Raw genomic sequence first — 25069 nt, 5'->3', positions numbered from 1 at the left:
GCAGGAAATAAATGAGAACCATCGGTATTGATGAAATCAACGATATCGCTTTGGGAGCCTCATTGCTTGGTGCCGGCGGTGGAGGCGACCCTTATATCGGTCGTCTGCTCGCCATACAGGCAGTCAAGGAATGCGGCCCGGTGACTCTGATTGAACCAGAGGAAATCCCTGACGATGCATTCGTCGCCCCTTGCGCCATGGTCGGCGCTCCTACGGTGATGACCGAAAAGGGCGGCGGCAAGGATGATTTCAATCGTCTTTTCGACCGTATGGAACGCGAGACCGGCAAAAAGATCTACGCGACCATGCCCATCGAAGCCGGTGGCGTCAACTCCATGCTGCCGATCGTCGCGGGTGCCCGTCGTGGCCTTCCCGTCGTCGACGCAGACGGCATGGGCCGTGCATTCCCGGAATTGCAGATGGTCACCTTCACCATCGGCGGTGTCTCGTCCTCGCCATTGGCGTATAGCGACGAAAAGGGCAACGTCGGTGTGATGCACAACATCTCCAACAAATGGACTGAAGACATCGTCCGCTCCATCACCAACACCGTCGGCGGCCAGGTCATGACCTGCCAGTATACGATGAGTGCCAAGAAGTGCCGTGACTGGTGCGTGCCCAATATCGTCACCATGTCGCAGGAATTGGGCCGTTCCATCCGTTCCATCAAGGAAGGCGAGGATTCCAAGGGTATCGAACAGCGCTTCCTCGATCTGACCCACGGTGTCAGGCTGTTCAGCGGCAAGGTCACCGATGTACTTCGTGAGACGCGCGGCGCCTTCAACTACGGCAAGGTGGTGCTTGCCGGCATCGGTTCGGACAAGGGACATGAGGCCTCCGTGACCTATCAGAACGAGAACCTCAAATGCGAGGTCGATGGGGACATCGTCGCCACCGCTCCCGATCTGATCTGCTTGGTCGACCACGATACCTACACACCAGTGCCGAACGAGGCCGTGAAATACGGCAAGCGCGTGTTGGTCGCGGGCCTGCCCTGCGCTCCGCAGTGGCGCACCGAAGAAGGTCTCAAGCTGGTCGGCCCACGATACTTCGGTCTCGACACTGACTACATCCCGGTAGAAGAACGTTCACAACGCAAAGGAAAGTGATTATGCATTACAAGTTAGGAATCGACGTCGGCGGAACCAATACCGATGCGGTGGTTATCGATGAGAACATGAAGGTGCTCGCTGCCGTCAAGAGACATACCAGCGAGGATGTTTACGAAGGCATTCTCAACTCGGTGGATGCCGTGCTCGATGAGTCCAAGGTCGATGCCGGCCTTATTGATCAGGCCATGCTCGGCACCACCCAGTGCACCAATGCCATCGTGCAGCGCAAGGGGCTTTCACCTGTGGCCATCCTGCGTATCGGAGCCCCAGCAACAGAGGGGATTCCTCCAATGGTCGACTGGGACGATTCGATTCGCGCCGTGTGCGTGGATTGGACGATCATCGGCGGAGGCTTTGAGTTCAACGGCAAGCGCCTTGCACAATTCGACGAGGATGCCTGCAGGGCCTTCCTCAACAAAATCAAGGGCAAGGTCGACGCCTTGGCGATTTCCTGTGTATTCTCCACGATGCGCAACGATGATGAGGTACGTGCCGCGGCCATCGCTCACGAGATTCTGGGGGAGGACTTCCCGATCTCGCTTTCCAGCGAAATCGGTTCCATGGGTCTTGTCGAGCGCGAGAACGCGACAATCCTCAACGCGGCCTTGAACCAGGTCGCACAGCGCTTCACCGAAGGTTTTGCACATAGCCTCAAGCAAAAGGGCATCGTCAACGCCGATGTCTACCTTTCGCAGAATGACGGCACCCTGATGACCATCGAGAACGCACGTCGTTACCCGATTCTCACCATTGCCTGCGGCCCCACCAACTCCATTCGAGGCGCGAGCTACCTGACCCGTCGCGACGACGCCATCGTCATCGACGTCGGTGGCACGACCACTGATTTCGGTGTGCTCTCGCACGGCTTCCCACGTGAGTCCGGTGTTGCCGTCGATATCGGCGGAGTGCGTACCAACTTCCGTATGCCCGATGTCATCTCCATCGGCCTTGGCGGCGGCTCCATCGTCACTGAGCACGAGGACGGCAGTGTCACGGTCGGCCCGCAGTCCGTCGGCTATCAGATCACCGAAAAGGCTTTGTGCTTCGGCGGTGACGTCATGACCGCCACCGATATCGCCGACCGTTTGGGTATGGCCGAAATCGGAGACCCGAAGCTCACCGAATCCATCAGCAAGGAAACCGCCGACAAAGCGTTGGCCGCCATGCGCGAAATGGTCGAAGACTCCATCGATGCCATGAAGATTTCCAGTGATCCGATCGATGTCATCCTCGTGGGCGGCGGTTCTGTGATTTTTCCGCAGGATCTTGCCGGCACCAAGTCGGTGACCTGCCCCGAATTCGCGGGTTGCGCCAACGCCATCGGCTCGGCGATTTCCAAGGTTTCCGGAACCTTCGAAAAGCTGGTCGACTACGAGAAGACTGGCCGCGACCAGGCTCTTGAGAACGCCCGCAAGGAGGCCATAGCATTGGCCGTGGCTGCCGGTGCCGACGAATCCACCGTCGAAATCATCGATTCCGAAGATGTGCCGCTGGCATATTATCCCGGTAAGACAAGCCGCGTGCGCATCAAGGCCGCAGGTGATCTGCGCACCGGTTCTGCACGCTGAAAATGCTGAAACGATAAACCAAGGAGAAGATCATGCTATTGCGCCAGATGCTGGAAGTCTACGATCTGCTCGACAAGCCTGATGCCAACGGTGATGAGGTCGCCGGGTTCTTGCACAGCCGCGGAGCCGACGACGTTACCGTCAAGGTCGTGGGCGAGGGGGAGAAGACCACCGATTGCCTCAAGGTCGTCATCCCCGGTTCACGCGGTAAAAGCAAAGGTGGCGACGCGCCGACACTCGGTGTCGTCGGCCGTTTAGGCGGAGTCGGCGCGCGTCCCAAGCTCATCGGTGCCGTTTCCGACGGTGACGGTGCGCTTGCCGCGTTGACGGTCGCACTGAAGCTCGCCGAAATGCACCGCAACGGCGATGTGCTTGAAGGCGACGTCATCGTGGCCACCCACGTTTGCCCTGATGCGCCTACCATCGAGCACGATCCGGTGCCGTTCATGAATTCCCCGATTAACATGGCCACTATGAACCGTATGGAAGTCGACGAACGTATGGATGCCATACTCTCCATCGATACCACCAAAGGCAACAGGGTCATCAACGTCAACGGCATCGCCATTTCGCCGACTGTCAAGGACGGAGCAATTTTGCCCGTTTCTGATGACATCATGGACCTGATGACGCAGGTCACCGGCAAGATGCCGGAGGTCTTCGCCTTGAGCCAGCAGGACATCACCCCGTACGGCAATGACCTCTATCACCTCAACAGCATCCTTCAACCGGCAATCGCCACAACGGCCCCGGTCATCGGCGTCGCCATCGCCGTCGAGCAGATTGTAGCGGGTTGTGCCACGGGAGCCACACACGGTGAGGATGTCGAGCAGGCTGCACGATTCGCGGTCGAAGTCGCGAAATCCTATACCGACGGGTCTTGCCGGTTCTACGACGAGGATGAATATCGTCACCTCGTTGACCTGTATGGTGATTTCAGCAGATTCAGGAAATAATCGAATTGATATTGAGGCTGATACCGCTTTCGCCGTCATCAGCCTCTCACGATGAAGAACTGCGATGGATATGGGCGTGAGAAATGATTTTCTTGCGTCCATATTTTTGTTTCTGTTTCAGTCTTGTCGGTTGCCTCTTTAATGAGCATTGTTTATATTTGATTGGAATTTCACATTCCTGATTTCTTCGAGTTTCGTCTCAACCCACCGGCACCGTTCGCTGGCGGCTTGCGGTTGAACGGTTATACGCTGTTCGTGGTATTTTATAGTACGTATGTTTAAACGGATTCCAAAGCGGTCACGTTGCCGAGGAATCCAACGAATATTGTCAATCAAACATACGAATTCGCGCTATGCACGTGACGGACTGTGTCGGTCGACGGATTCGCTTTTGAAGCGGAACCGTTGCACGCAGGCCCGCATGGCCAGGCAATAACCGACTGAAAGGTAGCATTATCATGGCTCAGATCACTATGAGCGAAATGCTGAAGGCAGGACTGCACTTCGGCCATCAGACCCGTCGCTGGAACCCCAAGATGAAGCAGTACATCCTGATGGAACGCAACGGCATCCACATCATCAATCTCTTCAAGTCGCTCGATCTGATCGACAAGGCCTACGATTTCATCAAGCAGACCGTGGCCCACAACGGCACCGTTCTCTTTGTCGGCACGAAGAAGCAGGCCCAGGAAGCCATCGCCACCCAGGCCACCCGCGTCAACATGCCGTATGTTTCCGAGCGTTGGCTCGGCGGTATGCTCACCAACTTCCAGACCGTCTCCAAGCGCGTCGCGCGTCTGAAGGAACTGGAAGAGATGGACTTCACCGACGTCCACGGCTCCGGCCTCACCAAGAAGGAGCTCCTGCTCCTGCAGCGCGAGAAGAACAAGCTCGAGAAGCAGCTTGGCGGCATCCGCAACATGACCCGCACGCCTTCGGCCATGTTCGTCGTCGACATCAACAAGGAGGCGCTGGCCGTTGAGGAAGCCCACAAGCTGAGCATCCCGGTCGTCGCCATCGTCGACACCAACACCGATCCCGACCTCGTGGACTATCCGATTCCGGCCAACGATGACGCCATCCGCGGCATCGAGCTCTTAACCAGCCTCATGGCAGACGCCGTCGCCGACGGCCTGCTCGAGCGCAGCGGCAAGGCCGAAAAGACCGAAGACAAGTCCGAGCAGCCGATGGCCGCTTGGGAGAAGGACTTGCTCAAGGACAACGAGAAGCCCGCTGATAATGCAACGGCTACCGCCGAGACCAGCCCCGCAGAAGCCAAGGTTGAGGAAACCAAGGTCGAAGAGGCCAAGGCCTGAGAGCATTACTTGCAAAAGGCGGTGTCGGAAACTTCTGGCTTCCGCGCCGCCTTTGGTGCATTGATTAGCAATTAATATTTTTCAAGGAGATATACATGGCAGCAATTACAGCAGCTTTGATCAAGCAGGTCCGTGAAGACACCGGCGCCGGCATGATGGACGTCAAGAAGGCGCTCACCGAGGCCGAAGGCGACGTGGCACGCGCCAAGGAAATCATCCGCGCCAAGGGCATTCAGGCCGCAGGCAAGCGCGAGGGCCGCACCGCCCAGGAAGGCACCATCGCCTCCCGCGTGGTCGACACCGAGGGCGGCCAGGCCGGCTATGCCGTCGAGCTCAATTCCGAGACCGACTTCGTGGCGAAGACCCCGAAGTTCGTCGCCTTCGCCGACGGTGTGCTCGATGACGCCATCAAGGCCGGCGCAAGCAACGCCGACGAGGTGCTCGCGGCCAAGTCCGACGACGGTACCGTCAAGGAGACCGTGGAAGAAGCCGCGGCACTCTTCGGTGAGCATGTCAAGGTCGGCCAGGTGGCCAAGGTCGAAGGCCCGAAGGTCGAGATCTACGCGCACAAGAAGTCCGCCGAGATGCCGCCGAGCATCGTAGCCATCGTCGCCACCGACGAAAAGGGCGCATCTGTTGCTCACGAGGCCGCCCTGCAGATTTCCGCTATGGGTGCTCGTTGGCTCAAGCGCGAGGACGTTCCGGCCGATATCGTTGAGTCCGAGCGTCGCGTGGCCACCGAGAAATCCCAGGCCGAAGGCAAGCCCGAGAAGATCATCCCCAAGATCGTGGAAGGCCGTATGAACGCCTTCTACAAGGAGAATGTCTTGCTCGAGCAGGAATACGTCAAGGACACCTCCAAGTCCGTCGGCGATCTCTTCAAGCAGGCCGGCGGTGAGCTGCTCGCTTTCGCTCGCATCGAGGTCGGCAAGGGCGAAGAGAAGTGATTCTTAGCTTTTCATAGCTTTCTGATTCGATAAAAATGTTGGTCGGTATCGTTTTTGGATATTGGCCAACATTTTTCTATACCAATGTCCATTCCTACAGGACAAACGGATTCGATAGTCAATATTTGTATAATCCGACAACTTGCAACCCAATATGTCAATGAAGACTGAAACGGCGTTTGAAACCAATTCATAAGCGATGACTTGGGCAACGTCGCTGTCGTTGTGAACAGATAACCTATTAGTCAGTAATATGCCGCCATTTAAGGATAGAGAGGCCGCTGATGACTAAAGATGGTAAGGATGATACAGCCCGACGAGTGCTGCTGAAACTTTCAGGTGAGGCTTTCGGGGGCGGCCATATCGGCATCGATACTGCGGTGATTCGCCGTATCGCCCAGGAAATCCACCAGGCCGTGGAGCAGGGCGTTGAGGTGGCGATCGTCGTCGGCGGCGGCAACTTCTTCCGCGGCGCCGAGCTCCAGCAGGCCGGCATCGAACGCAGCCGCGGCGATTATATGGGCATGCTCGGCACCGTGATGAACTGCCTTGCCCTGCAGGACTTCCTCGAGCAGGAAGGACAGGCCACCCGCGTGCAGACCGCCATCACCATGGGCCAGGTCGCCGAGCCGTATATTCCGTTGAAGGCCATTCGCCACCTCGAAAAGGGACGAGTGGTCATTTTCGGTGCCGGCGCCGGTATGCCATACTTCTCCACCGACACCGTCTCCATCCAACGTTCGCTCGAAATCCACTGCGATGCCGTGCTCATGGGCAAGAACGGCGTCGATGGCATCTACACGGCCGACCCGCGCAAGGATTCGAATGCCAAGCGTTTCAAGACCTTGAGCTACCAGCGTGCGTTGGTCGACAACCTCGCCGTCATGGACGCCGCGGCGCTTTCCATGGCCCGTGAAAACGACCAGCACATCCGCGTATTCGGCTTGGAAGAGGCCGGCAATGTCACCAAGGCTTTGGTCGGCGAACCCATCGGTACGCTCGTCTCGAACCTTGAATCCGAACTCGCTCAATGATTAACTGAGCATTATACTTTCTGGTCCTTTCAATCAATCAGTAATTAATACAACCGCAAACGTAAAAACCGAGACTCGCACCAAGAGTCACAAAAGGAGAAAACAATGGCAAATCCTGTAGAACAAGCCAAGGAACAGATGAAGAAGTCCGTGGAAGCCACCAAGGAGAACTTCTCCGGCATCCGCACCGGCCGCGCGAACCCGGCACTGCTGAACGGCCTGCTTGTCGACTATTACGGCGCTCCGACGCCAATCAAGAACGTCGCCTCCATCGGTGTGCCCGAACCGCGCACCCTTTCCATCACCCCGTTCGACGGTTCCCAGGCCAATGCCGTCGAGAAGGCCATCCGTGATTCCGATCTTGGCGGCAGCACCCGCCGTGACGGCAACGTCATCCACCTGACCATGCCGGAACTGACCGAGGACCGCCGTAAGGAATACGTCAAGCTTGCCAAGGGCAAGGCCGAAGACGGCAAGGTCGCAGTACGCAACATCCGCCGCAAGGCCAAGGAAGCCATCGACAAGTCCGTCAAGGATGGCGACATGGGCGAAGATCAGGGCGACCGCCTGCAGAAGGATCTTGACAAGGTCACCAAAGACACTACCGAGACCATCGATCAGCTCCTTGACGCCAAGGAAAAGGAAATCATGGAGGTCTGATTCGGTATTCTGCGGGTTTTCAGGCTTTATCAAGTCTTGAAGGCACGTAAGAGATCTTATCGGGCAGACATGAAAGAGAAAAGGGCAATGAGCGACAAACAACGGCATGAGACGGGCGACGAAATGAGTTCCGCGCTCAACGACATCAACAAGAAGACAGGGCGCAACATGCCTCAGGCCGTTGCCACCGCCGTGTTCCTCATTGCCCTCATCGTCGCTTGCTTGCTCATCAAGATCGATCTCTACATCCTGCTGATTGCTGTTTTTCTGGTCCTTGCGCTGCGCGAACTCCATGTCTCCTTCGCCACGGTTCATCTTTATATTCCGTTGATTGTGCTGTGGCTGTGCTGCGCAGGAACGCTCCTTTCTGTATATTATGTTCCGAATCATGTGTTGGCTGCCGGCGTAGGCATTGCGATTTCCGCAGTCGCCGTCACCATTGCGGCCAACGTCCGTCATAACGTGGGCAAACGGCTTGCTGGAGCCATCGAAGGCAAACTTGCTGCAGCGCAGGACGTTGAAAAAACTTCAGATTCCTCGGCAGCCAACAGCAAAACCAGCGAAAGCAGCATCGATAACGTCGCGGTTTCGGTGTTCCTTGTTTTATATATTCTTGTACTGGCATCCTGCATTATCCTGCCGGAGACCTTCAACGGTCATCCAGTGGCTCATGCCATCATGCTGATTTTCCTTCCGGCTTTATCGGATACAGGCGGGCTGTTCTTCGGTGCGTTCTTTGGCAAACACAAGCTCTCTCCGCGCATTTCGCCCAAGAAATCCGTCGAGGGGCTTTGCGGTTCCATTCTTTTCGCCATGGTCGGTGCCTTCGTGATTTTCGCGATTACTTATCCAAGCCTCTGGGCGACGCGCTGGTGGGTACCGATTCTCACCGGAGTGATGGTCGGTGTCATCGGTACGTTCGGTGACCTTTGCGCCTCGATGCTCAAGCGAGACATGGGATTGAAGGATATGGGCCACCTGCTCAAGGGCCACGGCGGAGTCATTGACCGCGTCGATTCGATTCTGCTGTGTGCGCCGTTCTTCACCGTGCTGCTTTGGGCGACAGGCATGTAGGTTTCGGCCGGCTTTAAATTTCTTGCGGATTACTTCTATAAGTAACCGTTCCAATTCGTGGATACTGATAATGTATCCAATTATTGAATGATGATAAATATGAATGATGTTGAAAAAGACGATTCAGGACTTTCACAATCGGCAGATACTTCTGCTAGCGCCGCTGAATCTGTCGAGTCCGGCGTAACTGCCGGGGGAGAGTCGGGAGCGTTCCGTGATGTGCTGGCCAAAAACCATGCACGTCGTGGCAAGCCGCCGCTGCATTTTGCCGACATGACCGAGGAGCAGCGCATCGAGACGGCCAAAGAACTCGGTATGCCGAAATTCAGGGTCAAGCAGCTAGGCAACCATTATTTCGAACATTTCAACAACGACGTCTCCACGTTTACCGATTTTCCGGCGGCCAAACGTGAGGCGGCGCAACAGGCGTTCTTCCCAACGTTGATTACCGAAGTCACTCATCAGGTCGCCGACAACGGCACCACCATCAAAACCTTGTGGGAGCTTTTCGACGGTTCGCATATCGAATCGGTGCTCATGCGCTATCCGAACCGTGCCACGCTCTGCATCTCCAGCCAGGTCGGTTGCGGCATGGGCTGCCCGTTCTGCGCCACCGGTCAGCTGGGGCTGACCCGTAATCTTTCCACCGCAGAAATCCTCGAGCAGGTTCGCGTCGCAGCCAAAGCGATGGCGGATGGCAAAGTCGCCGGAGGCCCCCGACGCTTGAGCAACGTGGTGTTCATGGGAGAGGGTGAGCCCATGGGTAACTATAAATCCGTACTTTCCGCCATACGTCAGATCAGCGCCATGCCCCCTGTTGGGTTTGGTATTTCAGCCCGCAACATCACCGTCTCCACTGTCGGTGTGGTCCCTGGCATCAAGAAACTGACGAATGAAGGCATTCCTGTACGCCTCGCCGTCTCCTTGCACGCGCCGAACGACACGCTTCGCAACGAACTGGTGCCGATGAACCGGCGTTTCAACTCGGAGCAGGTACTCGATGCCGCCCACGATTATTACCTGGCCAGTCATCGCCGTGTCAGCATCGAATATGCACTTATGCGCGGTATCAACGACCAGGCCGAACATGCGCGCCAACTGGCCCATCGCCTCAACCATTACGGGGACAACTGGGTGCATGTCAACCCGATTCCGCTCAATCCTATCGAAGGCTCGAAGTGGACCGCCTCGAAACCCGAGGACGAAGAGCGTTTCCTTGATATTCTGCACAGTGCCGGTATCACCGCGACCTTGCGTGATACCCGTGGCTCCGATATCGACGGCGCCTGCGGCCAGCTTGCCGCTAAAAATATCCGGGCGTAGGTTATGCACAACAAATTTTAGAAGCAACCCGGATTTTGCCTATCCGAAAATCGCCAACAACTGCCCATTGGATGTGTCTGTGATTGCCATCAATAAATTGTCGTTTTGAGATGGCACGTTCTCAATTCCGGATGATGAATTAGTCTTGAGTCAGGTATTTGACGGTTGAGTAGGAGTGGCTTTATGTCATTGGCGGTACGAGTGATTCCATGCCTGGATGTGGACGACGGACGCGTGGTCAAAGGCGTTCATTTCGAGAATCTGCGCGATGCCGGCGACCCGGTGGAGCTTGCCGCGCGTTATTATGACGAAGGTGCAGATGAGCTCACTTTCCTTGACGTCACCGCTTCCAGCAGCCATCGGCAGACCATGATGGATGTGGTCACCCGAACGGCCGGACAGATTTTCATTCCGCTGACCGTCGGTGGGGGAGTACGTACCGTCGGCGACGTGGATGCCCTGCTGCGCAGCGGCGCCGACAAGGTCAGCGTCAACACGGCAGCGATCAACAACCCCGAGCTCATCAGCCAAGTTGCCGAGCGTTTCGGCAATCAGGTATTGGTGCTTTCCGTGGATGCCCGGCGCGAAAAAGGGGAGCAGCACACCAAGTCCGGCTTCGAGGTCACCACGATGGGTGGCCGACATTCCACCGGCATCGACGCCCTGTGGTGGGCGCAACGGGCCCAGGAACTCGGCGTCGGCGAAATCCTGCTCAATTCGATGGACGCCGACGGTACCGGAGATGGCTTCGACATAGAAATGCTCAAGGCCATGCGCAAGGTGGTCAACATTCCGTTGATCGCCAGCGGCGGCGCGGGCAAACTCGAAGATTTTCCGCCTGCTGTCGAAGCCGGTGCGGATGCGGTGCTCGCGGCCTCGGTGTTCCACTACGGCAAGATGACCATCGCCCAAGTCAAACAGACGATGAAAGAACACGGCATCACGGTGCGCGAGCCGGCGATGGTCCGTTGAGACCCGCTGAAACATAACATAATTGAACAAGTAAACGGTTACGCTCGAAACCCGTCCAAAGGAGCGCGGGCGTAGCTTGAAACACCGAGAGAAACCAAGGAAGACTGAAGGAAAATTGAACAACCACGATATCAATTATGACAACAGCAACACATTGGATCCCCGTCTCGCGGCGCGGCTGAAGCGCGACGACAAAGGGCTCGTGGCAGCGGTCATCCAGCAATATGACTCCAAACAGGTGCTGATGGTCGGTTATATGAACGACGAGGCGTTGCGCCGCACGTTGACCACCGGCCGGGTCTCGTTCTGGTCGCGTTCCCGTCAGGAATATTGGAGAAAAGGCGACACCTCAGGCCACGTGCAGTATGTCAAAAGCCTGTCATTCGACTGCGACGGCGACGCGTTGCTGGTCGAAGTCGACCAGGTCGGTGCGGCCTGCCATACCGGTGCACGTTCCTGTTTCGATGAAGGCGGGGAAATTCCTGTGGTGGTCGGTCAGCGCAAACCTGAAGACGCGGTCTACGATGTCTGCCGCTGAATCGGCTCAATCCCATCGGCAAGCCGGAAACCTGTTTCCCCCAATGTCATACAGTCACAAGGTATGAACTTTATCGGTATGATTTCCCGCCTCAACCCATCTTAGAGTTTCCGCTTTCGTTTTGATTAAACACCAAAATCAGTCAATCAAAGCGGTTATGGCCTCGGGTATGATGGCCAGCAGAGACAATATCGGCAAAAGTTGCTTTGAGGGGCCATGATACAAGGATTGACATCGAACGTGTTTGCAGGACGCAGCTTGGCTTATATCCCATCTCCGAGTATTTCGAAGATCGTCATTCCGCAGCTCAAAATCGGCAACTGGTCAATCGGTCCGATTCCGATTCGCTTTTACGCGCTGTGCATTCTTCTCGGCATCGTTTTCGCCGTTTGGATCACCGAGAAACGCTGGAAGAAACTCGGCGGCAACTTCGACCAGATACTTGACATCGCGTTGTGCGCGGTACCTGCCGGCATCATCGGCGCACGTCTGTACCACGTGGTGACCACGCCGGAACGCTTTTTCGGTCCGAACGGCAATCCGATGGAGATACTGCGCATCTGGAACGGCGGCCTCGGCATTTGGGGCGGCGTGCTCTTCGGTGCGCTGGCCGCCTGGGCCTGGTGCCGTCATAAGCATTATCCGATGGCTCTGCTTGCCGATGCCGTGGCTCCGGGGCTCTTGGTGGCCCAGGCAGTGGGAAGACTTGGCAACTGGTTCAATCAGGAACTTTACGGCGCCCCGACAACCCTTCCGTGGGGGTTGAAACTCAACATGACCGGCTCCGCCATCGGCCACGGCGAACAGTGCTACGACGGCGAGACCTGCCCGACCGGAACCCTTTTTCAGCCAACATTCCTCTACGAAATGATCTGGAATCTCATCGGCGCGGCACTCATCATCTGGATCGGCCACAAGGCCATGAATCGACTCAAGGCCGGAAGCCTGTTCACCGTTTATGTGATGTGGTACACCGCCGGTCGCACCTGGATCGAAGCGCTGCGCATCGATTTCGCACATGAAATCCTCGGCGTACGCGTCAACGTCTGGGTCTCCATAATCGTTTTCATACTGGGTGTGGTGGCGTTCGTCGTCGTGCAAAAGCTCGGAAGTTCCACCATAAGCCTTTCCGAGCGTCTGCGCACCTTGACGGAAGTCGAGGAACAGGCTGAGGCCGATGCCGAAAAAGCCAAGAACAAAGCCGAAAAGCAGTAGCCCCAAGAAAGCCTTCGATAATACAAAGCGATATTAGGACATCTAAAATTTTGATGTCTAAAAACACGGCTAAAATTCTCTCAGGCTTTGTTACAAGCCGTTTTCAAGTCGTTCGCACAGCATAGGATATACAATTATGACCATTCAAATCGCACCAAGCATTCTTTCCGCGGATTTCTGCAATCTTGAACGTGACCTCAAAGCCATCGACCATGCCGATTTGGTTCACGTTGATGTGATGGACCATCATTTCGTGCCGAATCTCACCCTCGGCGAACCTGTAGTCAAGCGCATCTGCGAGGTGACCGATCTGCCTGTCGACGTGCATCTGATGATTGACGATCCCGATCGCTGGGCTCCTGAATACGCGAAGCTCGGAGCCTCGTCAGTGAGCTTCCATATGGGTGCCGTTCACGCCCCGGTGCGTCTGGCGCGCCAGCTGCATGAAATGGGCTGCAAAGCGTGCTTCGCTGTGCGTCCCGCGGAACCGGTCGAGCCGATTTTCGATATCCTCGAAGAGTTCGACATGATTCTGATCATGACAGTCGAGCCCGGATTCGGTGGCCAGAAGTTCCTCGACAATCAGATGGCCAAGGTTCGCCGCCTGCGCGACGAAATCACCCGTCGTGGCCTCAACACACATATCCAGGTCGACGGCGGCGTGAGTCCCAAGACGGCCGACATCGTGGCCAAGGCTGGTGCCGATGTGCTTGTCGCGGGTTCTGCCGTCTACGGGGCAGATGACCGTGCCAAGGCGATCGACGACATTCGTGCCAAGGCGGAAGCCGCGTATCAGGCCTGACATATTACTTACGCCGTCACACTACAGAGTGCGGAAAACAATGGAGAGAAAACGATGAAGACATTCGAATCACTGTTCAAAGAACTCAGTGAAAAGGCCGAAACCCGTCCGGTGGGTTCCAAAACGGTCGACGAGCTCGATAAGGGTACGCATTTCATTGGCAAGAAGATCAATGAAGAGGCGGGTGAGACTTGGATCGCCGCCGAATACGAAGGCGCGGACCGCACCGCCGAGGAAATGAGCCAGCTCATCTACCATATTCAGGTAATGATGATCAAGCACGGTATCAGTCTCGAAGACCTGTATAAGAACCTGTAGAAACGTAACCGATGACGTTTGACGCATCGGATCAGCAATGAGAAAGAGCAGTGAAGGAGGAAAGGAATGCTGAGAATCGCGGTACCCAACAAGGGCATGCTTTCTGAACCCGCGTGGAGCCTGCTGAAGGAAGCCGGATACCAACTGCGCACCCAACCACGTCAATTGGTGGTCCAGGACGAAGACAACCAGGTCGAGCTTTTCTACCTCCGTCCTCTTGATATCGCCATTTACGTAGGCCAAGGCGCCATCGATATCGGTATTACGGGTCGCGATATGCTGCTCAACACCGACACCGAAGCCACCGAAGATCTTCCGCTTGGTTTCGGAGCGTCGACCTTCCGTTTCGCTGCCCCCAAGGATTCGTCCATCACCAAGCTCGAAGACGTTGATGGCAAGCGCATCGCCAGCTCGTTCGACAAGCTCGTTCGGGATTATTTGACCGAGCATGGCCTGCATGCCGACATCACCCACCTTGATGGTGCCGTCGAGTCCTCCGTTCAGCTCGGTGTCGCCGATCTCATCGCCGATGTCGTCTCCACCGGTACCACGCTGCGCAACGCAGGTTTGCGTATCTTCGGCGACCCGATTCTACATTCGGAAGCCATTCTCATCCGTTCCCCCCATGTCTCTGAGCACGACAAGCAGCTGCAGATCTTCAAGCGACGTCTTGAAGGCGTGCTGACCGCCCGACGATATGTGATGATGGACTATGATGTGCCCGTCAGCAAGGTCGGCGCTGCCGCAGCCCTCACCCCGGGGCTGGAAAGCCCCACCATCTCACCGCTTCACGACCAGCAATGGTGCGCTGTCCGCGCCATGGTGGAACGCGAGAAGGTGAATCAGACGATGGACCAACTCTACGACGTCGGCGCACGAGCCATCATCGTCACCGCTTTGCAAGCTTCAAGAATCTGAACCCGTTTTTATGAAACTTCCAATCAATTCCAACAACCGTTACAGTCCGGACGCGCGTGATATCTACTTCACTGTGCCGAATCTCATCAGTATTCTGCGCATCGTCTCGATACCCTTCATCTCATGGCTTACGGCACAGCATAAGATGGTCGCAGCACTCATCGTGCTCGCGGTTTCGGCGGCCAGTGACGGTTTGGACGGAATCATCGCCCGCAAGTGGAACCAGGTCAGCAAAATCGGTCAGATTCTCGACCCGGTGGCCGACAGGCTGCTGATATTCTGCAGCATCCTGGCTCTCGGCTGGGCCGGTATCATTCCGTGGTGGATGTTGTTCATCGTGGGGCTTCGCGACCTGATACTGCTGATACTGATTGTTGTCCTTGCCCAGCATGACTACGGGCCTCTGCCGGTGCATTTCGTCGGCAAAGCCGGCACCGCGTTGCTGATGATCTCCATCGCCGCGCTGATTTTCGCGGATTTATGGAACAATACGTTTACGCAGATCATCCATTTGGCCGCTCTGGCCGCTGGCATCTGGGGTATTGTTCTTTATTGGTTGGCGGGATATATCTATATCCGTCAAGGTATTACACTGGTTCGTCACGATTCAGGCAATAAATGACAAAACCGGAACGAGCACCCGCTTCATTTCCCGTTGAAATCGACGAACAGCCGAGCAAACGCCGCGCGGTGTTCTCCAAAGCCGTCCAAAATGTTGGCTCTTGGCATGTCGTCGACGCAGATGATACGGCCGCGCTTTCTTCCCGGCACCGACGCAAAGTCGACGATGACAGCCTTCGGCTCATCGACGATCTGACCAACCGACCGCTCGATCCGCTGTTTTCCGATGCCAGGCTGACCCAGCAGAAACCACGCTCGGCATTTTCTATCTGGTTCACCCGCATCATCGTCTTCATCATCTGCATCGCGGTGGGTTTCGTCGGCAGCGTTTTCGTCCGTCAGCTCAATACCGACCCGCGAAAGCAGGTACGCGCAAGCCTTATTTCGGAGCTGGAACAGCAGAACGCGAGCCTCAAGAAAATCACCACCGAGGTCACGGACCTGCATGCCAAAGTCGTCAAACAGGCGGATTCCATGCCCAATGCCGGCCCGGATTCCACACTGAGCCAAGACGAAATGGTAAACGGTACACTGGCTGTCAAAGGTCCTGGAATCGTCTTTACTTTGGCCGATCCAGTGGCTTCCGGAGCGGCCAACGGTGCCACACCCAGGGAAAACAGCACGAGCCATATCCGTGTGGTCACTGATGCGGACCTTCAGGGCATCGTCAATCTGCTTTGGAAAGCGGGTGCCGAGGCGATTGCCATCAACGGATACCGTATCGGTGTCTCGACATCGGTGCGAACCGCAGGCCAAACGATTCTCATAGGGGTGAATCAGGTAACGAGTCCCTATAAGATAGAAGCGATAGGTGATGCAAAAGACCTGTCAGAGGCAATGAACAGCAAATCGCAGCCTGACCTGTACCGTACGCTTAACGCGGCCGGTATCAATCCTCAGATATCGCGATCCTATTCATTGAAACTGCCGGCGGCGGAAACCACCAACGTAACCGAAGCAAAAAGGAGCAAATGATGGCAGCAGTGCTCGGTCTGATTGTCGGGGTCATCATCGGCATCTTCGTGAAGCCGGATATCCCTATAGTCCTGCAACCGTATCTGCCGATTATGGTCGTTGCGGCTCTCGATGCGCTTTTGGGTGCCGCAAGGGCCTATTTCGAACGTTCCTTCTCCGACAAGGTATTCGTCATTTCCTTCATTTCCAACGTTTTGACCGCAACGCTGCTCGTACTGCTCGGCAACCAGCTCGGCGTCGGCTCCCAGCTGCAGACCGCCGTCATCGTCGTGCTCGGCATACGAATATTCTCCAACGTCTCCGCCATCCGTCGCTTCATTTTCAAGGGCTGATCGACGATGGCAGGTATCAAGAAACGAAACATCCTCAACAGCATGCATATTCAGCATGCCCAAGACCGGGAAAATGACCGTACCGACACCGGCTCGTTCCCGATCGTGCGCAAAAAACCTATACGACAAATAGGCGGCGGCATCGTCACCAGACTGATGACCAGCCTGTTAATCGTCCTTCTGTGTGCGCTGCTGGGTTTCGGCTACGCCATCCAGCTCAACAACAAAACCTCCAGCTACGAGACGATGAGCGAGGAAGAACTGACCAGGCTCATCAGCGAGACCAGCACCCAAGTCCAGAACCTGCAGCAACGCAAAACCGAGCTCACCGGCCAGCTCAACTCGTTGAAAGCTTCCGCAAACAAGCAGCAGGAGGCTCAGCGCATTGCCAAGGAGAACGAGGACACCAGCGGTATCCTCTCCGGCCGTCTGCCCGCCGAAGGCAAAGGCGTCATCATAACGATCTCTCAAGGCAGCAAGGAACGCATCGATGCCGCCACGATGTTCCAGCTGCTCGAGGAACTGCGCAATGCCGGTGTCGAGGTCATGGCGCTTGACAACGTGCGTGTGGTGACTTCGACCTACATTTCGGACACCAAAAAAGGTCTGGAATGCGACGGAGAGGCATTGAAGACCCCGTACAAGGTCAAAGCCATCGGCGACCCGCAGAACCTACAGAACGCCGTCAATATCGCCGGGGGAGTGGGCTCGAGATTCAAAGTGAAATTCGGCGCCGATGTCACCGTCACCCCAAGCGAAAGTGTAGATATCAGCGAGACACGCGACGTCGGGCAATATCAGTATGCAAAAACGGTAGAATGAAGACATGACTAATCCGATTCCAAGTGCGGGCGAAACGACCATCATCGGCATGCCCGCTGTCAATATTCCGGTCACCTCTACGGGCGACCGTCCTCTGACCCAGGATGATCTGGACACCATCACCAAATTGTCGCCGGGTTCGGCATTGCTGATTTCGACCAGGGGAGCGGTGTCCGGTTCCCGATATCTCCTCGACGAGGATGAAGTGAGCGTCGGACGCGACCCGCACGCCGACATCCTTCTGGACGATTCCACGGTTTCGCGTGCGCACGCGGTCTTCCGCCGTAGCGGCAACACCTTCGAGGTCGACGACTCCGGGAGCCTCAACGGAACGTACGTCAACCGCCAACGTGTCGACCGTGCGACGCTGCACAACGGTGACGAGATTATGATCGGGAAGTTCCGCTTGGTGTTCTTCTCGCCATCTGCTGTGGTTGCTCAGTGAGAGTTTTCCGCTGAGCTTGAATTTGCCAGAAGAAAGGAGAACGTCTTGAAAACCGGTAATAAAGTAACAACGATTGCCAGGGCGCCCTCTCGTTCTTCTTCTCTGGGCAAAACTTCGAAAGCCAAAGGCGGAAACTCTGCCGACCTGGTGCAGGGGGAGTTGTTCTCCGAATCGAGCGATGAGGCGGATACCCGGGGATACCGCGGAACGGTGGCTTCCAAGGTTGCTGGTATCACCTACCGCCAGCTTGATTACTGGGCCAGTAAACGAATCTTGGTCCCTTCCATTGCTACTTCACACGGCTCAGGTTCCAGAAGGCTGTATTCGTTCAAGGATGTCCTGATTCTTGCCGTGTCAAAGAAGCTGCTGGACATTGGCGTCAATCTGCAGAACGTCACCTCTGCCATCGGTTTTCTTTCTCGTCATCGCACCGCTGAGCTTGAACATATGACCATCATCTGTGACGGCCAGGATGTCAAGGAATGCGAGAACGGCGACGAGGTGCTGAAGCTGATTGACGAAGGCACTGCGGTTTTCGGAGTCTCTGTGGGGAAGTTGTGGCATCAGGTCGAGGCCCAGCTTGAGCAGGAAAAACACGTCGACATCACGCCCGGTGATTCCTCCGTTTCCGCGTTGCCTGTTTCGCCCATTGACGACATCGCCGCCGAACGCATGCGTCAAAAGCTCGAAAACCAACATCTTGAAAGAGCGATGCAACATTGACATTGATGTCGCCATTTATTTCGTTGGTTGTTCACGAAATTGTCGATTATATTATTGCTCATCCACTGGTAACTGTTTCATTCATCAGTACAACAGCATTTTAGATTCAACATAACAGTTGTCAGTACAATCAGCACAAAAGGTTTGAACATATGGCCGCAATACTTCCAGGATTTCTTTGGCTTTTCGCTTTGCTATGGGCGTTGGGAATCTGTGCGATGTGCCTTGTCAACGGAGCCCTGCGTAAAAAAGACGACCATCGCAAGGTAGAAACCGTGCAGTGGTCGGTCGTCATCATGCAGATCGTCTCGATGTTTCTATGCTGCGCGCCGTACGGCGTCTACAAGCTGTTAAAGGCCCAAATCCACGGCACCATTCGGCATGTCTACGCCATGCTTGGCATCCCGTCCGCCGTCGTCTTGGGCATCTTCTTCGTCGCCGAACTGGTCCTGATGTATCTGCAAGCCAAGCAAGCCCAGCGCAGCATCATCGACGAGGTCCTTTCCAAACGGCATCACAACATGATTTCATAATTCAGTGTTGGGAAGATCATATGGTTTTTCATTTCTTTTTCCATAAACCGTGTAAAACCGCTCATCATTCTGCCTAAATTAAATCACATTTTCGCGTATATCAACATACAGTAATCCTCATTATGTCTCTCTTCTTTGATAATTTAATTCCGTTATAAATGAAATTTATTCTTTTCAAAGAAGAGAGAATTTTATGAAAAATGTTGCTACCTCCAATAAATCTCAGCAGGGTAATCCAAACAAGCTGAAAGAGGGACAACCTGTTAAGCCTTCATTCGATATCACCGGTTTTCCTAATGATAAAGTGCAATTAGCATATTATTCTAATGCTGAATCGCAACAATATCTGCGTGTTTCAGACATAATACCTAAAGCTGATTACGTGACTAAGGCACTTTCATTCAAAAAACTGAACAATTTCAGAATAAAGTTCAACGGTGGCTTGGATCAAAAGAAACTTCAATCGGACATCAGAGACTTAGGCGGTACCCCTGATCGTACGGCGGTAGGTGCATTAGTCATCAATTGGTTGCATAAAAATGGCTATTCCGGTGAGGCGAGTGTTGTCACCAACGGCAAAGACGTTCTGAAAGGTGAAGACGTAATTGATATAAACGTTAACGTTTCAACCGGTAAACATAATGGAAGCATGCTAATCATCATTCCGAAGAACGGGATTTCTATCACCCTATTTTATTATGGATCAGAAGATAAAATCGACAAATTTATCTGTAACGCAAACACTAACATTCCAACGGGGATTGAATCACAAAAAATTATTGATCAGATGTTTACTAACTAGAGTTTCAGAAGTTGAGATTATAAGAACACAGGAAGAGAGATAAAATGGAGAAGAAAACCATACCGAATGAACAAAGCTCTGAAAACTCTGAAAGCCGAAATACACGTAACAACTATCAGGTACCGTCACTCTCATTGCCTCCTAGACCAGTTACTTCTGAAGGAAGTACAAAGACTATTCCTGATACTTCTGCACGCCCAGCAGGCTCTGCCGATAAGGCCAGAGAAGAACAACTCAACACCCAGCAAACAAAAGCAAAGGCTCCAAGCTTAGGGGAGAGACCTGGACACGGCAAAAAAATAGTCTTAATCGTCGTTGCTATCATTGCCGTTCTCGCGGTCATATTCGGCACTATTTACTTTGCTAATAATATCAAGGGGAGCGACGCTAATCCTTCGTCTACTTCCCAACATAAAAATGAGTCCCAAACTTCTAATACTGCTAAACCAGCGAGCCAAACCACCGATGAATTGGAGAAGTCGGGTGGATTAAGCATCGAAGAGGTTGCACAAAAAGTCGGGCAGCCAACATTCAAAGACGCGGTAGTCAATAACCCCGATGCCGTGGCCAAATATATAACTGATTGGATGAAAAACACCGGCGGATACGATCAGGAAGGTGTTGACAGTCAAACTTGTCCTGGAGGAGCCGGCACCAACACCTGTGTGGAGATAGAAGCAGCAAATACTCACGATTCGAAGAATCCTGATTTGTCCATCAATATCGGTGGTTTTCTTCCACGAAATGATGTTCCGAAATTGGTATATGGTATGTTCACAACCACATATACGTATTACTCTCATTTCGCTCATTGGATACCTACTGCAGCTCACGTAAAGAAAATTCTTGTGAACAAACAGCTTAAACAACTCAATAAGCATAATGACACTGGTCTGCAGGTTGACACCATTGTTGAAGATACGCATTGTCGCAATATCGGGAATGCCGTTGACAATAATCAAGCTGACGTGTTGAGTAATTATGTGGTTGCTTGGATGAAGAAAAACGGCTACAAAAATCCAATTAAAGTGAGCAATGATACTACCAGTCATTCTATTTCGATAACCACACAGTTGTCGGGTAAACAACCAGTAAATCTTGAAGTAACTTTGGGAGGAAAGAAGCAGCTTGGTCTGGATCTAACTTCCAATGGCGACGATCAGGGACAATTTATGTGGGTATATAGAGAGGCTATTCCTACCGAAGCGAATCTAAAACAGATTGCCGGCATTGTATTCAATTGATAGTTTCAATTGAATACAATTTCTGAATAACTCTATGACCGGTTATTGCGGCCATATTCCAAGTCTGTCAACATGGTAGGAGCGCGTTACGTTATGTAAGACGCAAAACTTTGTATTAACGTGGCGACCGCGAGCGGGTAGGTAAACAGCTTTGAATATTGCCACAGAGAAAGTTAATTAGATTCCTGGCGTAGCAAGTGAGATCGGTCGTCACGTTATGTAAGCCAAGCGCAGCTTGGGGGGATATAACGTGGCGACCGCGAGCGGTTATGTAAGCAAGCTCAGCTTGGTATATAACCGCGAGACGTTATGTCAGATTTCTTTGAAATCTGACATAACGTACATTATCGGATATATCAATTAGATTCCAGATTTACACTTATGCGTTAATCATGATTACGCAGCACTAATTATTATCTACAGTTCTGAGCATGCTTCTAAGACACAACAGACAGAATCCTGTAATCAATAAATAATGCAATCCAAATAATCAAGTAGTCACCAATTACATATCCGAATTTTCTCAGCGCGATTCTAAGCGACACAGTCAAAAAATTTGCAAACAAAAACGGCAATCGCTTGAACGAATCAAGTGATCACCGTTTTATAATCGCTTATTTACCAGGCAAAGCTCAAAGGCTTACTCGTAATCCGGGAACCAACCTTCACGATGCATCTTCAAACGCTTGTCGAGCAGTTCCTTGAGCTCGTCTTCGGTACGACGTTCCATGAGCATGTCCCAGTGGGTACGCGTCGGCTTCTTGATTTCGTCGACTTCGTCAGGATTGGCATCTTCTCGCTTGGCGACCTCACCGCAACGACATTCCCATTCAGCAGGAACTTCGGCACCTTCAGCGAACGGAAGAATCGTACGATGACCCTTTGGGCATACGTAAGCCACATCTGTTCTTGCTGCAAAATCAACGTTTTCATCGGATTCGAGTGATTTCGCTCCGATGCTCATACCGCGCAGGCTGCGTTCCGCCATACATTCTCCTTGTTAATAGTCTATTTCTAAAGTACAGAACAGTTCGGACGAGCGTATTATTCCCTCGCCAGTATCGTTTTACGCTCAGTCAACTCCGGAATACGCAACAATACCGCGGTTGACAAGTTTATTGGCTTTCCTTGCGTTTTCGGCCAAATGCGGATCGCCCGCTTTATAGTAGGTATCAGCGGTAGAGATTTGCTGAAGGACGTCGGAAAGGCGCTTGGCGTTGCGTACGAAGTCGCCGCCGGTCAGCTCGGTGCCATGCAGAATCTGAGCAAGGTCCTCTCCCCTGGCCCAGTCATACATAACGTCGACAAGGCCGAAATCAAGCGGCTCCAATTCATCCAGATCGGCATCCTCGCGCATCATCTCGACATCGGCGAAAACGTCCCGCAGGCGCCGGCAACTCGTGGCGACGGGACCGCCAGGACCACCGGGGTAGCGACGTGGTTCGTTGTCTCCTCCCCTGCGCGCCTGATAAACGAGCGCGGACAGAGTCGCTGCGAGCTCTTCGGGTTCGAGCCCATCCAGGAAGCCATCGGTAATGGCCTCGGAGAGCACCAGATCGTATTCGCTATACAGGTGACGAAGCAGCTGCCCACGCATGCTGAGCTTATAATCCCGGGTTTCCTGCGCTGCTGGTTGGGAATTGGTCTTTTGTATTGAAGTCGCAATTTCATCATTCGACACCATCGAAGGTGAGGCTTGACTATCTTCGTAGGAAGTATGCTTATCGATATTCCCGCGAATTTCCTTAAGATAACCAAGCGAAGAAAGCACTTTGCAGATCTGGTCGAACTGACGTGCCACGGAACCGGTGCGCGATTCGTAGCGTCCTCTTGCGTGCCGCAGTTCCTTGGATTCTCGCAGCCAGCGATGTCCCCATTTCAGGTGGTTTTGGAAGTCCGGGCAGGACTTGCAGGGGTGTTCACTCTCTTCGGTTTTCAGTGTTTCGATCCGCCTGTCAAGGTTGAGGAACGCTTCGGTTCGAGCTTTGTCGCTGCTGAAACTTCGGCGTTTGAGATGCCTGCGTTCGTCCTTCTGCAGGTAGGAAAGTTTCTGGCGAATGGTCATGAATTCCTTGAAATCGCCATGCGAGCAGGCAAACGCCTTCTCATAACCCTCTACGGCTTTTTGAAGGGTTTGGATACGCGATTCCAGATCTTCAGCCGATTCGTTGGCTTCCCATTGCGCAAACGAATGGTCGAGCGTGTCTCGAGCGGTCTCGTAGCTGCTGGAATTGAGCAGGTTCACGGCCATGTTGAAGGTCGGTTTGAAGCTCGAATGCAGCGGGTAGACGCGCTTGCTGGAAAGTGAGGCGGCAGTGGCCGGCACGAAGCCTTGATGGTCGACGATGACGGCGTGGCCGATGGTGTCGATGCCGCGTCGGCCTGCACGACCGGTGAGCTGCGTGTATTCGCCAGGAGTCAACGTTACATGATCAACGCCGTTGAATTTCTCGAGCTTTTCTATGACCACGCAGCGGGCCGGCATATTGATGCCCAGTGCCAGTGTTTCAGTGGCGAAGACCATCTTCACGAGGCCTTCTTCGAAAAGCCGTTCGACAATCTGCCGGAACAGCGCGACCATGCCGGCATGGTGAGGCGCAAAACCTTCTTCCAGCGCGTAACGGAAACGAGCGAAGCCAAGCGCCTTGAGGTCGGCGTGGTCGAGTTCGCCTTCCACCATTTCGTCGACGATGGCCCGGATACGCCTGACCTCGTCCTTAGTAGTCAGCTCGAGCCCCGCACGGAGGCATTGTTCAACGGCCTCATCGCAGCCGTTGCGCGAGAAGATGAAGTAGATACCGGGCAAGAGCCCCATGAAGTTCAGTTCATCGACCACAGCCCATCGGCGGGGTGTATAGCGACGTACTTGGCCGGGCCTGCGCCGTTTCTCTACTCCCCTGCGATGCCGGTTTTTGCCGCCGCGCCACTCTTCATGTGCGCGTGATGCCGCTTTGCGGTCGAGCTGGTCGATGCGGTCGACGAGTTTCGCGTTAAGTTTGTCGGTCTGCACGCCGTTTTTGTTGTGACGGTAAAGGTCGATGAGTTCGGGTTCGTGCTGGTCGTCGCTCTGCACCATGACATGCTGTTCAAGCGGTACCGGACGCTTTTCGGAGACGACAAGCTTGGTGGCGCCACGAACGGATTCAATCCAGGCGCAGAAATCCTCCACGTTGGAAACGGTTGCCGAAAGACCGACGATTTTGACGGATTTGGGAAGGTGAATAATGACCTCTTCCCACACCGGTCCGCGGAATTTGTCGGCCAGATAATGCACTTCGTCGAGAATGACATAGCGCAGTGCCCGCAACGTTTCCGAGTTTTCGTAGAGCATGTTGCGCAGCACTTCGGTGGTCATCACCACGATGTTGGCTTCCGAATTGATGGAAGTGTCGCCGGTCAGAAGACCTACGTGATCTGAGCCGTAGATATCGACCAAATCATGGTATTTCTGATTGCTCAGAGCCTTGATCGGCGTGGTGTAGAACGCCTTCACGTTCTTTTCCTGCGCCAGATGCATGGCAAAATCGGCAACGATGGTCTTTCCAGCACCCGTCGGCGCCGCGACCAGCACGTTTTCTCCGGCTTCGAGCGCTTCGTTCGCCTCAATCTGGAAGGGATCGAGTTCGAACGGCAGAGTTCTGGCGAATTTCGCCGCTTCGGACCTCTCGTAGACACTATGTTTTTTGAACGCAGCATAACGCTGTGATGGCGAAAGTTGCTGCGCGTCTTCCGAACCGTTGTCAACCGATGGGTTGAAATCCTCGGAATCCAGATCGGAATGCTTTTTGTGACGGTAATGATGTGAATGACTCATAAGAG

The 25069-nt window shown here is 54.1% G+C and carries 26 protein-coding genes; 24 read left to right on the top strand and 2 right to left on the bottom strand.

The genetic code is table 11. The annotated features are described in order from the left end of the window. Positions 1-11: 11 nt before the first annotated feature. From OZX62_RS05390 to OZX62_RS05275, 24 genes are all read left to right on the top strand, one after another. On the top strand, positions 12-1109 hold the full coding sequence (locus OZX62_RS05390; RefSeq protein WP_277175226.1) for a DUF917 domain-containing protein: 1098 nt from the start codon (positions 12-14) through the stop codon (positions 1107-1109). 2 nt (positions 1110-1111) lie between these two features. After that, positions 1112-2680 (top strand): hydantoinase/oxoprolinase family protein, encoded by a 1569-nt coding sequence (locus OZX62_RS05385; protein ID WP_277175225.1) that lies wholly within the window; start codon positions 1112-1114, stop codon positions 2678-2680. A gap of 32 nt (positions 2681-2712) precedes the next feature. Further along, positions 2713-3636 (top strand): DUF1177 domain-containing protein, encoded by a 924-nt coding sequence (locus OZX62_RS05380; protein ID WP_277175224.1) that lies wholly within the window; start codon positions 2713-2715, stop codon positions 3634-3636. A gap of 458 nt (positions 3637-4094) precedes the next feature. After that, positions 4095-4952 carry a 30S ribosomal protein S2 gene (rpsB, locus tag OZX62_RS05375; protein WP_277159290.1) on the top strand — a complete coding sequence of 286 codons (858 nt, stop codon included), beginning with the start codon at positions 4095-4097 and terminating at the stop codon, positions 4950-4952. A gap of 95 nt (positions 4953-5047) precedes the next feature. Next, on the top strand, positions 5048-5899 hold the full coding sequence (gene tsf / locus OZX62_RS05370; protein WP_277175223.1) for a translation elongation factor Ts: 852 nt from the start codon (positions 5048-5050) through the stop codon (positions 5897-5899). 284 nt (positions 5900-6183) lie between these two features. Next, a complete protein-coding gene (gene pyrH / locus OZX62_RS05365; protein ID WP_277159288.1) occupies positions 6184-6933 on the top strand; it encodes a UMP kinase in 750 nt (249 codons plus the stop codon). A 105-nt stretch (positions 6934-7038) separates the two neighbouring features. Next, a complete protein-coding gene (frr, locus tag OZX62_RS05360; RefSeq protein WP_277175222.1) occupies positions 7039-7593 on the top strand; it encodes a ribosome recycling factor in 555 nt (184 codons plus the stop codon). 87 nt (positions 7594-7680) lie between these two features. Beyond that, the gene (locus OZX62_RS05355) at positions 7681-8667 is read left to right on the top strand and encodes a phosphatidate cytidylyltransferase (RefSeq protein WP_277175221.1); all 987 of its coding nucleotides are present in this window, start codon (positions 7681-7683) and stop codon (positions 8665-8667) included. A 99-nt stretch (positions 8668-8766) separates the two neighbouring features. Beyond that, positions 8767-9990 carry a 23S rRNA (adenine(2503)-C(2))-methyltransferase RlmN gene (gene rlmN / locus OZX62_RS05350; RefSeq protein WP_277176976.1) on the top strand — a complete coding sequence of 408 codons (1224 nt, stop codon included), beginning with the start codon at positions 8767-8769 and terminating at the stop codon, positions 9988-9990. Positions 9991-10173: 183 nt separating this feature from the next. Continuing rightward, positions 10174-10962 carry an imidazole glycerol phosphate synthase subunit HisF gene (gene hisF / locus OZX62_RS05345; RefSeq protein WP_277176975.1) on the top strand — a complete coding sequence of 263 codons (789 nt, stop codon included), beginning with the start codon at positions 10174-10176 and terminating at the stop codon, positions 10960-10962. Positions 10963-11077: 115 nt separating this feature from the next. Beyond that, positions 11078-11500, top strand: coding sequence for a phosphoribosyl-AMP cyclohydrolase (gene hisI, locus OZX62_RS05340; RefSeq protein ID WP_277176974.1), 423 nt, complete (start codon positions 11078-11080; stop codon positions 11498-11500). 216 nt (positions 11501-11716) lie between these two features. After that, positions 11717-12715, top strand: coding sequence for a prolipoprotein diacylglyceryl transferase (lgt, locus tag OZX62_RS05335; RefSeq protein WP_277176973.1), 999 nt, complete (start codon positions 11717-11719; stop codon positions 12713-12715). A gap of 136 nt (positions 12716-12851) precedes the next feature. Then, on the top strand, positions 12852-13517 hold the full coding sequence (gene rpe, locus OZX62_RS05330) for a ribulose-phosphate 3-epimerase (RefSeq protein ID WP_277176972.1): 666 nt from the start codon (positions 12852-12854) through the stop codon (positions 13515-13517). Positions 13518-13571: 54 nt separating this feature from the next. Continuing rightward, positions 13572-13835, top strand: a complete 264-nt coding sequence (locus tag OZX62_RS05325; protein ID WP_277159280.1) for a phosphoribosyl-ATP diphosphatase — start codon at positions 13572-13574, stop codon at positions 13833-13835. Between the two features lie 66 nt (positions 13836-13901). Further along, positions 13902-14753 carry an ATP phosphoribosyltransferase gene (gene hisG, locus OZX62_RS05320; protein ID WP_277176971.1) on the top strand — a complete coding sequence of 284 codons (852 nt, stop codon included), beginning with the start codon at positions 13902-13904 and terminating at the stop codon, positions 14751-14753. A gap of 10 nt (positions 14754-14763) precedes the next feature. After that, complete coding sequence (locus OZX62_RS05315) at positions 14764-15375, top strand: CDP-alcohol phosphatidyltransferase family protein (RefSeq protein ID WP_277176970.1); 612 nt, start codon at positions 14764-14766, stop codon at positions 15373-15375. Further along, positions 15372-16349, top strand: coding sequence for a DUF881 domain-containing protein (locus OZX62_RS05310; RefSeq protein WP_277176969.1), 978 nt, complete (start codon positions 15372-15374; stop codon positions 16347-16349). Before OZX62_RS05315 ends, OZX62_RS05310 begins: the two co-directional genes overlap by 4 nt. Further along, positions 16349-16681 carry a small basic family protein gene (locus OZX62_RS05305; protein ID WP_277159368.1) on the top strand — a complete coding sequence of 111 codons (333 nt, stop codon included), beginning with the start codon at positions 16349-16351 and terminating at the stop codon, positions 16679-16681. The genes OZX62_RS05310 and OZX62_RS05305 overlap by 1 nt, the downstream gene beginning before the upstream one ends. A gap of 6 nt (positions 16682-16687) precedes the next feature. Continuing rightward, positions 16688-17503 carry a DUF881 domain-containing protein gene (locus tag OZX62_RS05300; protein ID WP_277176968.1) on the top strand — a complete coding sequence of 272 codons (816 nt, stop codon included), beginning with the start codon at positions 16688-16690 and terminating at the stop codon, positions 17501-17503. 4 nt (positions 17504-17507) lie between these two features. Continuing rightward, on the top strand, positions 17508-17948 hold the full coding sequence (locus tag OZX62_RS05295) for an FHA domain-containing protein (protein WP_277176967.1): 441 nt from the start codon (positions 17508-17510) through the stop codon (positions 17946-17948). A 102-nt stretch (positions 17949-18050) separates the two neighbouring features. Next, entirely contained in the window at positions 18051-18671 is a 621-nt protein-coding gene (locus OZX62_RS05290; protein WP_277177040.1) for a MerR family transcriptional regulator, read from the top strand. 152 nt (positions 18672-18823) lie between these two features. Continuing rightward, positions 18824-19204 carry a hypothetical protein gene (locus OZX62_RS05285; protein WP_277176966.1) on the top strand — a complete coding sequence of 127 codons (381 nt, stop codon included), beginning with the start codon at positions 18824-18826 and terminating at the stop codon, positions 19202-19204. Between the two features lie 193 nt (positions 19205-19397). Then, complete coding sequence (locus OZX62_RS05280; RefSeq protein WP_277176965.1) at positions 19398-20006, top strand: hypothetical protein; 609 nt, start codon at positions 19398-19400, stop codon at positions 20004-20006. Positions 20007-20050: 44 nt separating this feature from the next. Further along, the gene (locus tag OZX62_RS05275; protein WP_277176964.1) at positions 20051-21250 is read left to right on the top strand and encodes a hypothetical protein; all 1200 of its coding nucleotides are present in this window, start codon (positions 20051-20053) and stop codon (positions 21248-21250) included. 640 nt (positions 21251-21890) lie between these two features. Here the strand turns inward: OZX62_RS05275 and OZX62_RS05270 are convergent. Continuing rightward, entirely contained in the window at positions 21891-22238 is a 348-nt protein-coding gene (locus tag OZX62_RS05270) for an RNA polymerase-binding protein RbpA (RefSeq protein WP_277176963.1), read from the bottom strand. Between the two features lie 84 nt (positions 22239-22322). Next, positions 22323-25064 (bottom strand): DEAD/DEAH box helicase, encoded by a 2742-nt coding sequence (locus tag OZX62_RS05265; protein ID WP_277176962.1) that lies wholly within the window; start codon positions 25062-25064, stop codon positions 22323-22325. Positions 25065-25069 lie beyond the last annotated feature (5 nt).

This window comes from Bifidobacterium sp. ESL0690 (genome assembly GCF_029392315.1).
Lineage (GTDB): Bacteria > Actinomycetota > Actinomycetes > Actinomycetales > Bifidobacteriaceae > Bifidobacterium.
The sequence above is the reverse complement of the archived record's forward strand: the minus strand, read 5'-3'. Positions and strand labels throughout refer to the sequence as shown.

Excerpts from the sequence above, each read along its gene's own strand:
- pyrH (WP_277159288.1), top strand. The coding sequence starts at position 6,184 with ATGACTAAAGATGGTAAGGATGATACAGCCCGACGAGTGCTGCTGAAA.
- OZX62_RS05275 (WP_277176964.1), top strand. The coding sequence starts at position 20,051 with ATGGAGAAGAAAACCATACCGAATGAACAAAGCTCTGAAAACTCTGAA.
- lgt (WP_277176973.1), top strand. The coding sequence starts at position 11,717 with ATGATACAAGGATTGACATCGAACGTGTTTGCAGGACGCAGCTTGGCT.
- OZX62_RS05280 (WP_277176965.1), top strand. The coding sequence starts at position 19,398 with ATGAAAAATGTTGCTACCTCCAATAAATCTCAGCAGGGTAATCCAAAC.
- rpsB (WP_277159290.1), top strand. The coding sequence starts at position 4,095 with ATGGCTCAGATCACTATGAGCGAAATGCTGAAGGCAGGACTGCACTTC.
- OZX62_RS05270 (WP_277176963.1), bottom strand. The coding sequence starts at position 22,238 with ATGGCGGAACGCAGCCTGCGCGGTATGAGCATCGGAGCGAAATCACTC.
- rlmN (WP_277176976.1), top strand. The coding sequence starts at position 8,767 with ATGAATGATGTTGAAAAAGACGATTCAGGACTTTCACAATCGGCAGAT.
- OZX62_RS05325 (WP_277159280.1), top strand. The coding sequence starts at position 13,572 with ATGAAGACATTCGAATCACTGTTCAAAGAACTCAGTGAAAAGGCCGAA.
- OZX62_RS05380 (WP_277175224.1), top strand. The coding sequence starts at position 2,713 with ATGCTATTGCGCCAGATGCTGGAAGTCTACGATCTGCTCGACAAGCCT.
- tsf (WP_277175223.1), top strand. The coding sequence starts at position 5,048 with ATGGCAGCAATTACAGCAGCTTTGATCAAGCAGGTCCGTGAAGACACC.
- OZX62_RS05305 (WP_277159368.1), top strand. The coding sequence starts at position 16,349 with ATGGCAGCAGTGCTCGGTCTGATTGTCGGGGTCATCATCGGCATCTTC.
- OZX62_RS05295 (WP_277176967.1), top strand. The coding sequence starts at position 17,508 with ATGACTAATCCGATTCCAAGTGCGGGCGAAACGACCATCATCGGCATG.
- OZX62_RS05310 (WP_277176969.1), top strand. The coding sequence starts at position 15,372 with ATGACAAAACCGGAACGAGCACCCGCTTCATTTCCCGTTGAAATCGAC.
- hisG (WP_277176971.1), top strand. The coding sequence starts at position 13,902 with ATGCTGAGAATCGCGGTACCCAACAAGGGCATGCTTTCTGAACCCGCG.
- OZX62_RS05355 (WP_277175221.1), top strand. The coding sequence starts at position 7,681 with ATGAGCGACAAACAACGGCATGAGACGGGCGACGAAATGAGTTCCGCG.
- rpe (WP_277176972.1), top strand. The coding sequence starts at position 12,852 with ATGACCATTCAAATCGCACCAAGCATTCTTTCCGCGGATTTCTGCAAT.
- OZX62_RS05265 (WP_277176962.1), bottom strand. The coding sequence starts at position 25,064 with ATGAGTCATTCACATCATTACCGTCACAAAAAGCATTCCGATCTGGAT.
- OZX62_RS05300 (WP_277176968.1), top strand. The coding sequence starts at position 16,688 with ATGGCAGGTATCAAGAAACGAAACATCCTCAACAGCATGCATATTCAG.
- OZX62_RS05390 (WP_277175226.1), top strand. The coding sequence starts at position 12 with ATGAGAACCATCGGTATTGATGAAATCAACGATATCGCTTTGGGAGCC.
- OZX62_RS05385 (WP_277175225.1), top strand. The coding sequence starts at position 1,112 with ATGCATTACAAGTTAGGAATCGACGTCGGCGGAACCAATACCGATGCG.
- OZX62_RS05285 (WP_277176966.1), top strand. The coding sequence starts at position 18,824 with ATGGCCGCAATACTTCCAGGATTTCTTTGGCTTTTCGCTTTGCTATGG.
- hisF (WP_277176975.1), top strand. The coding sequence starts at position 10,174 with ATGTCATTGGCGGTACGAGTGATTCCATGCCTGGATGTGGACGACGGA.
- frr (WP_277175222.1), top strand. The coding sequence starts at position 7,039 with ATGGCAAATCCTGTAGAACAAGCCAAGGAACAGATGAAGAAGTCCGTG.
- OZX62_RS05315 (WP_277176970.1), top strand. The coding sequence starts at position 14,764 with ATGAAACTTCCAATCAATTCCAACAACCGTTACAGTCCGGACGCGCGT.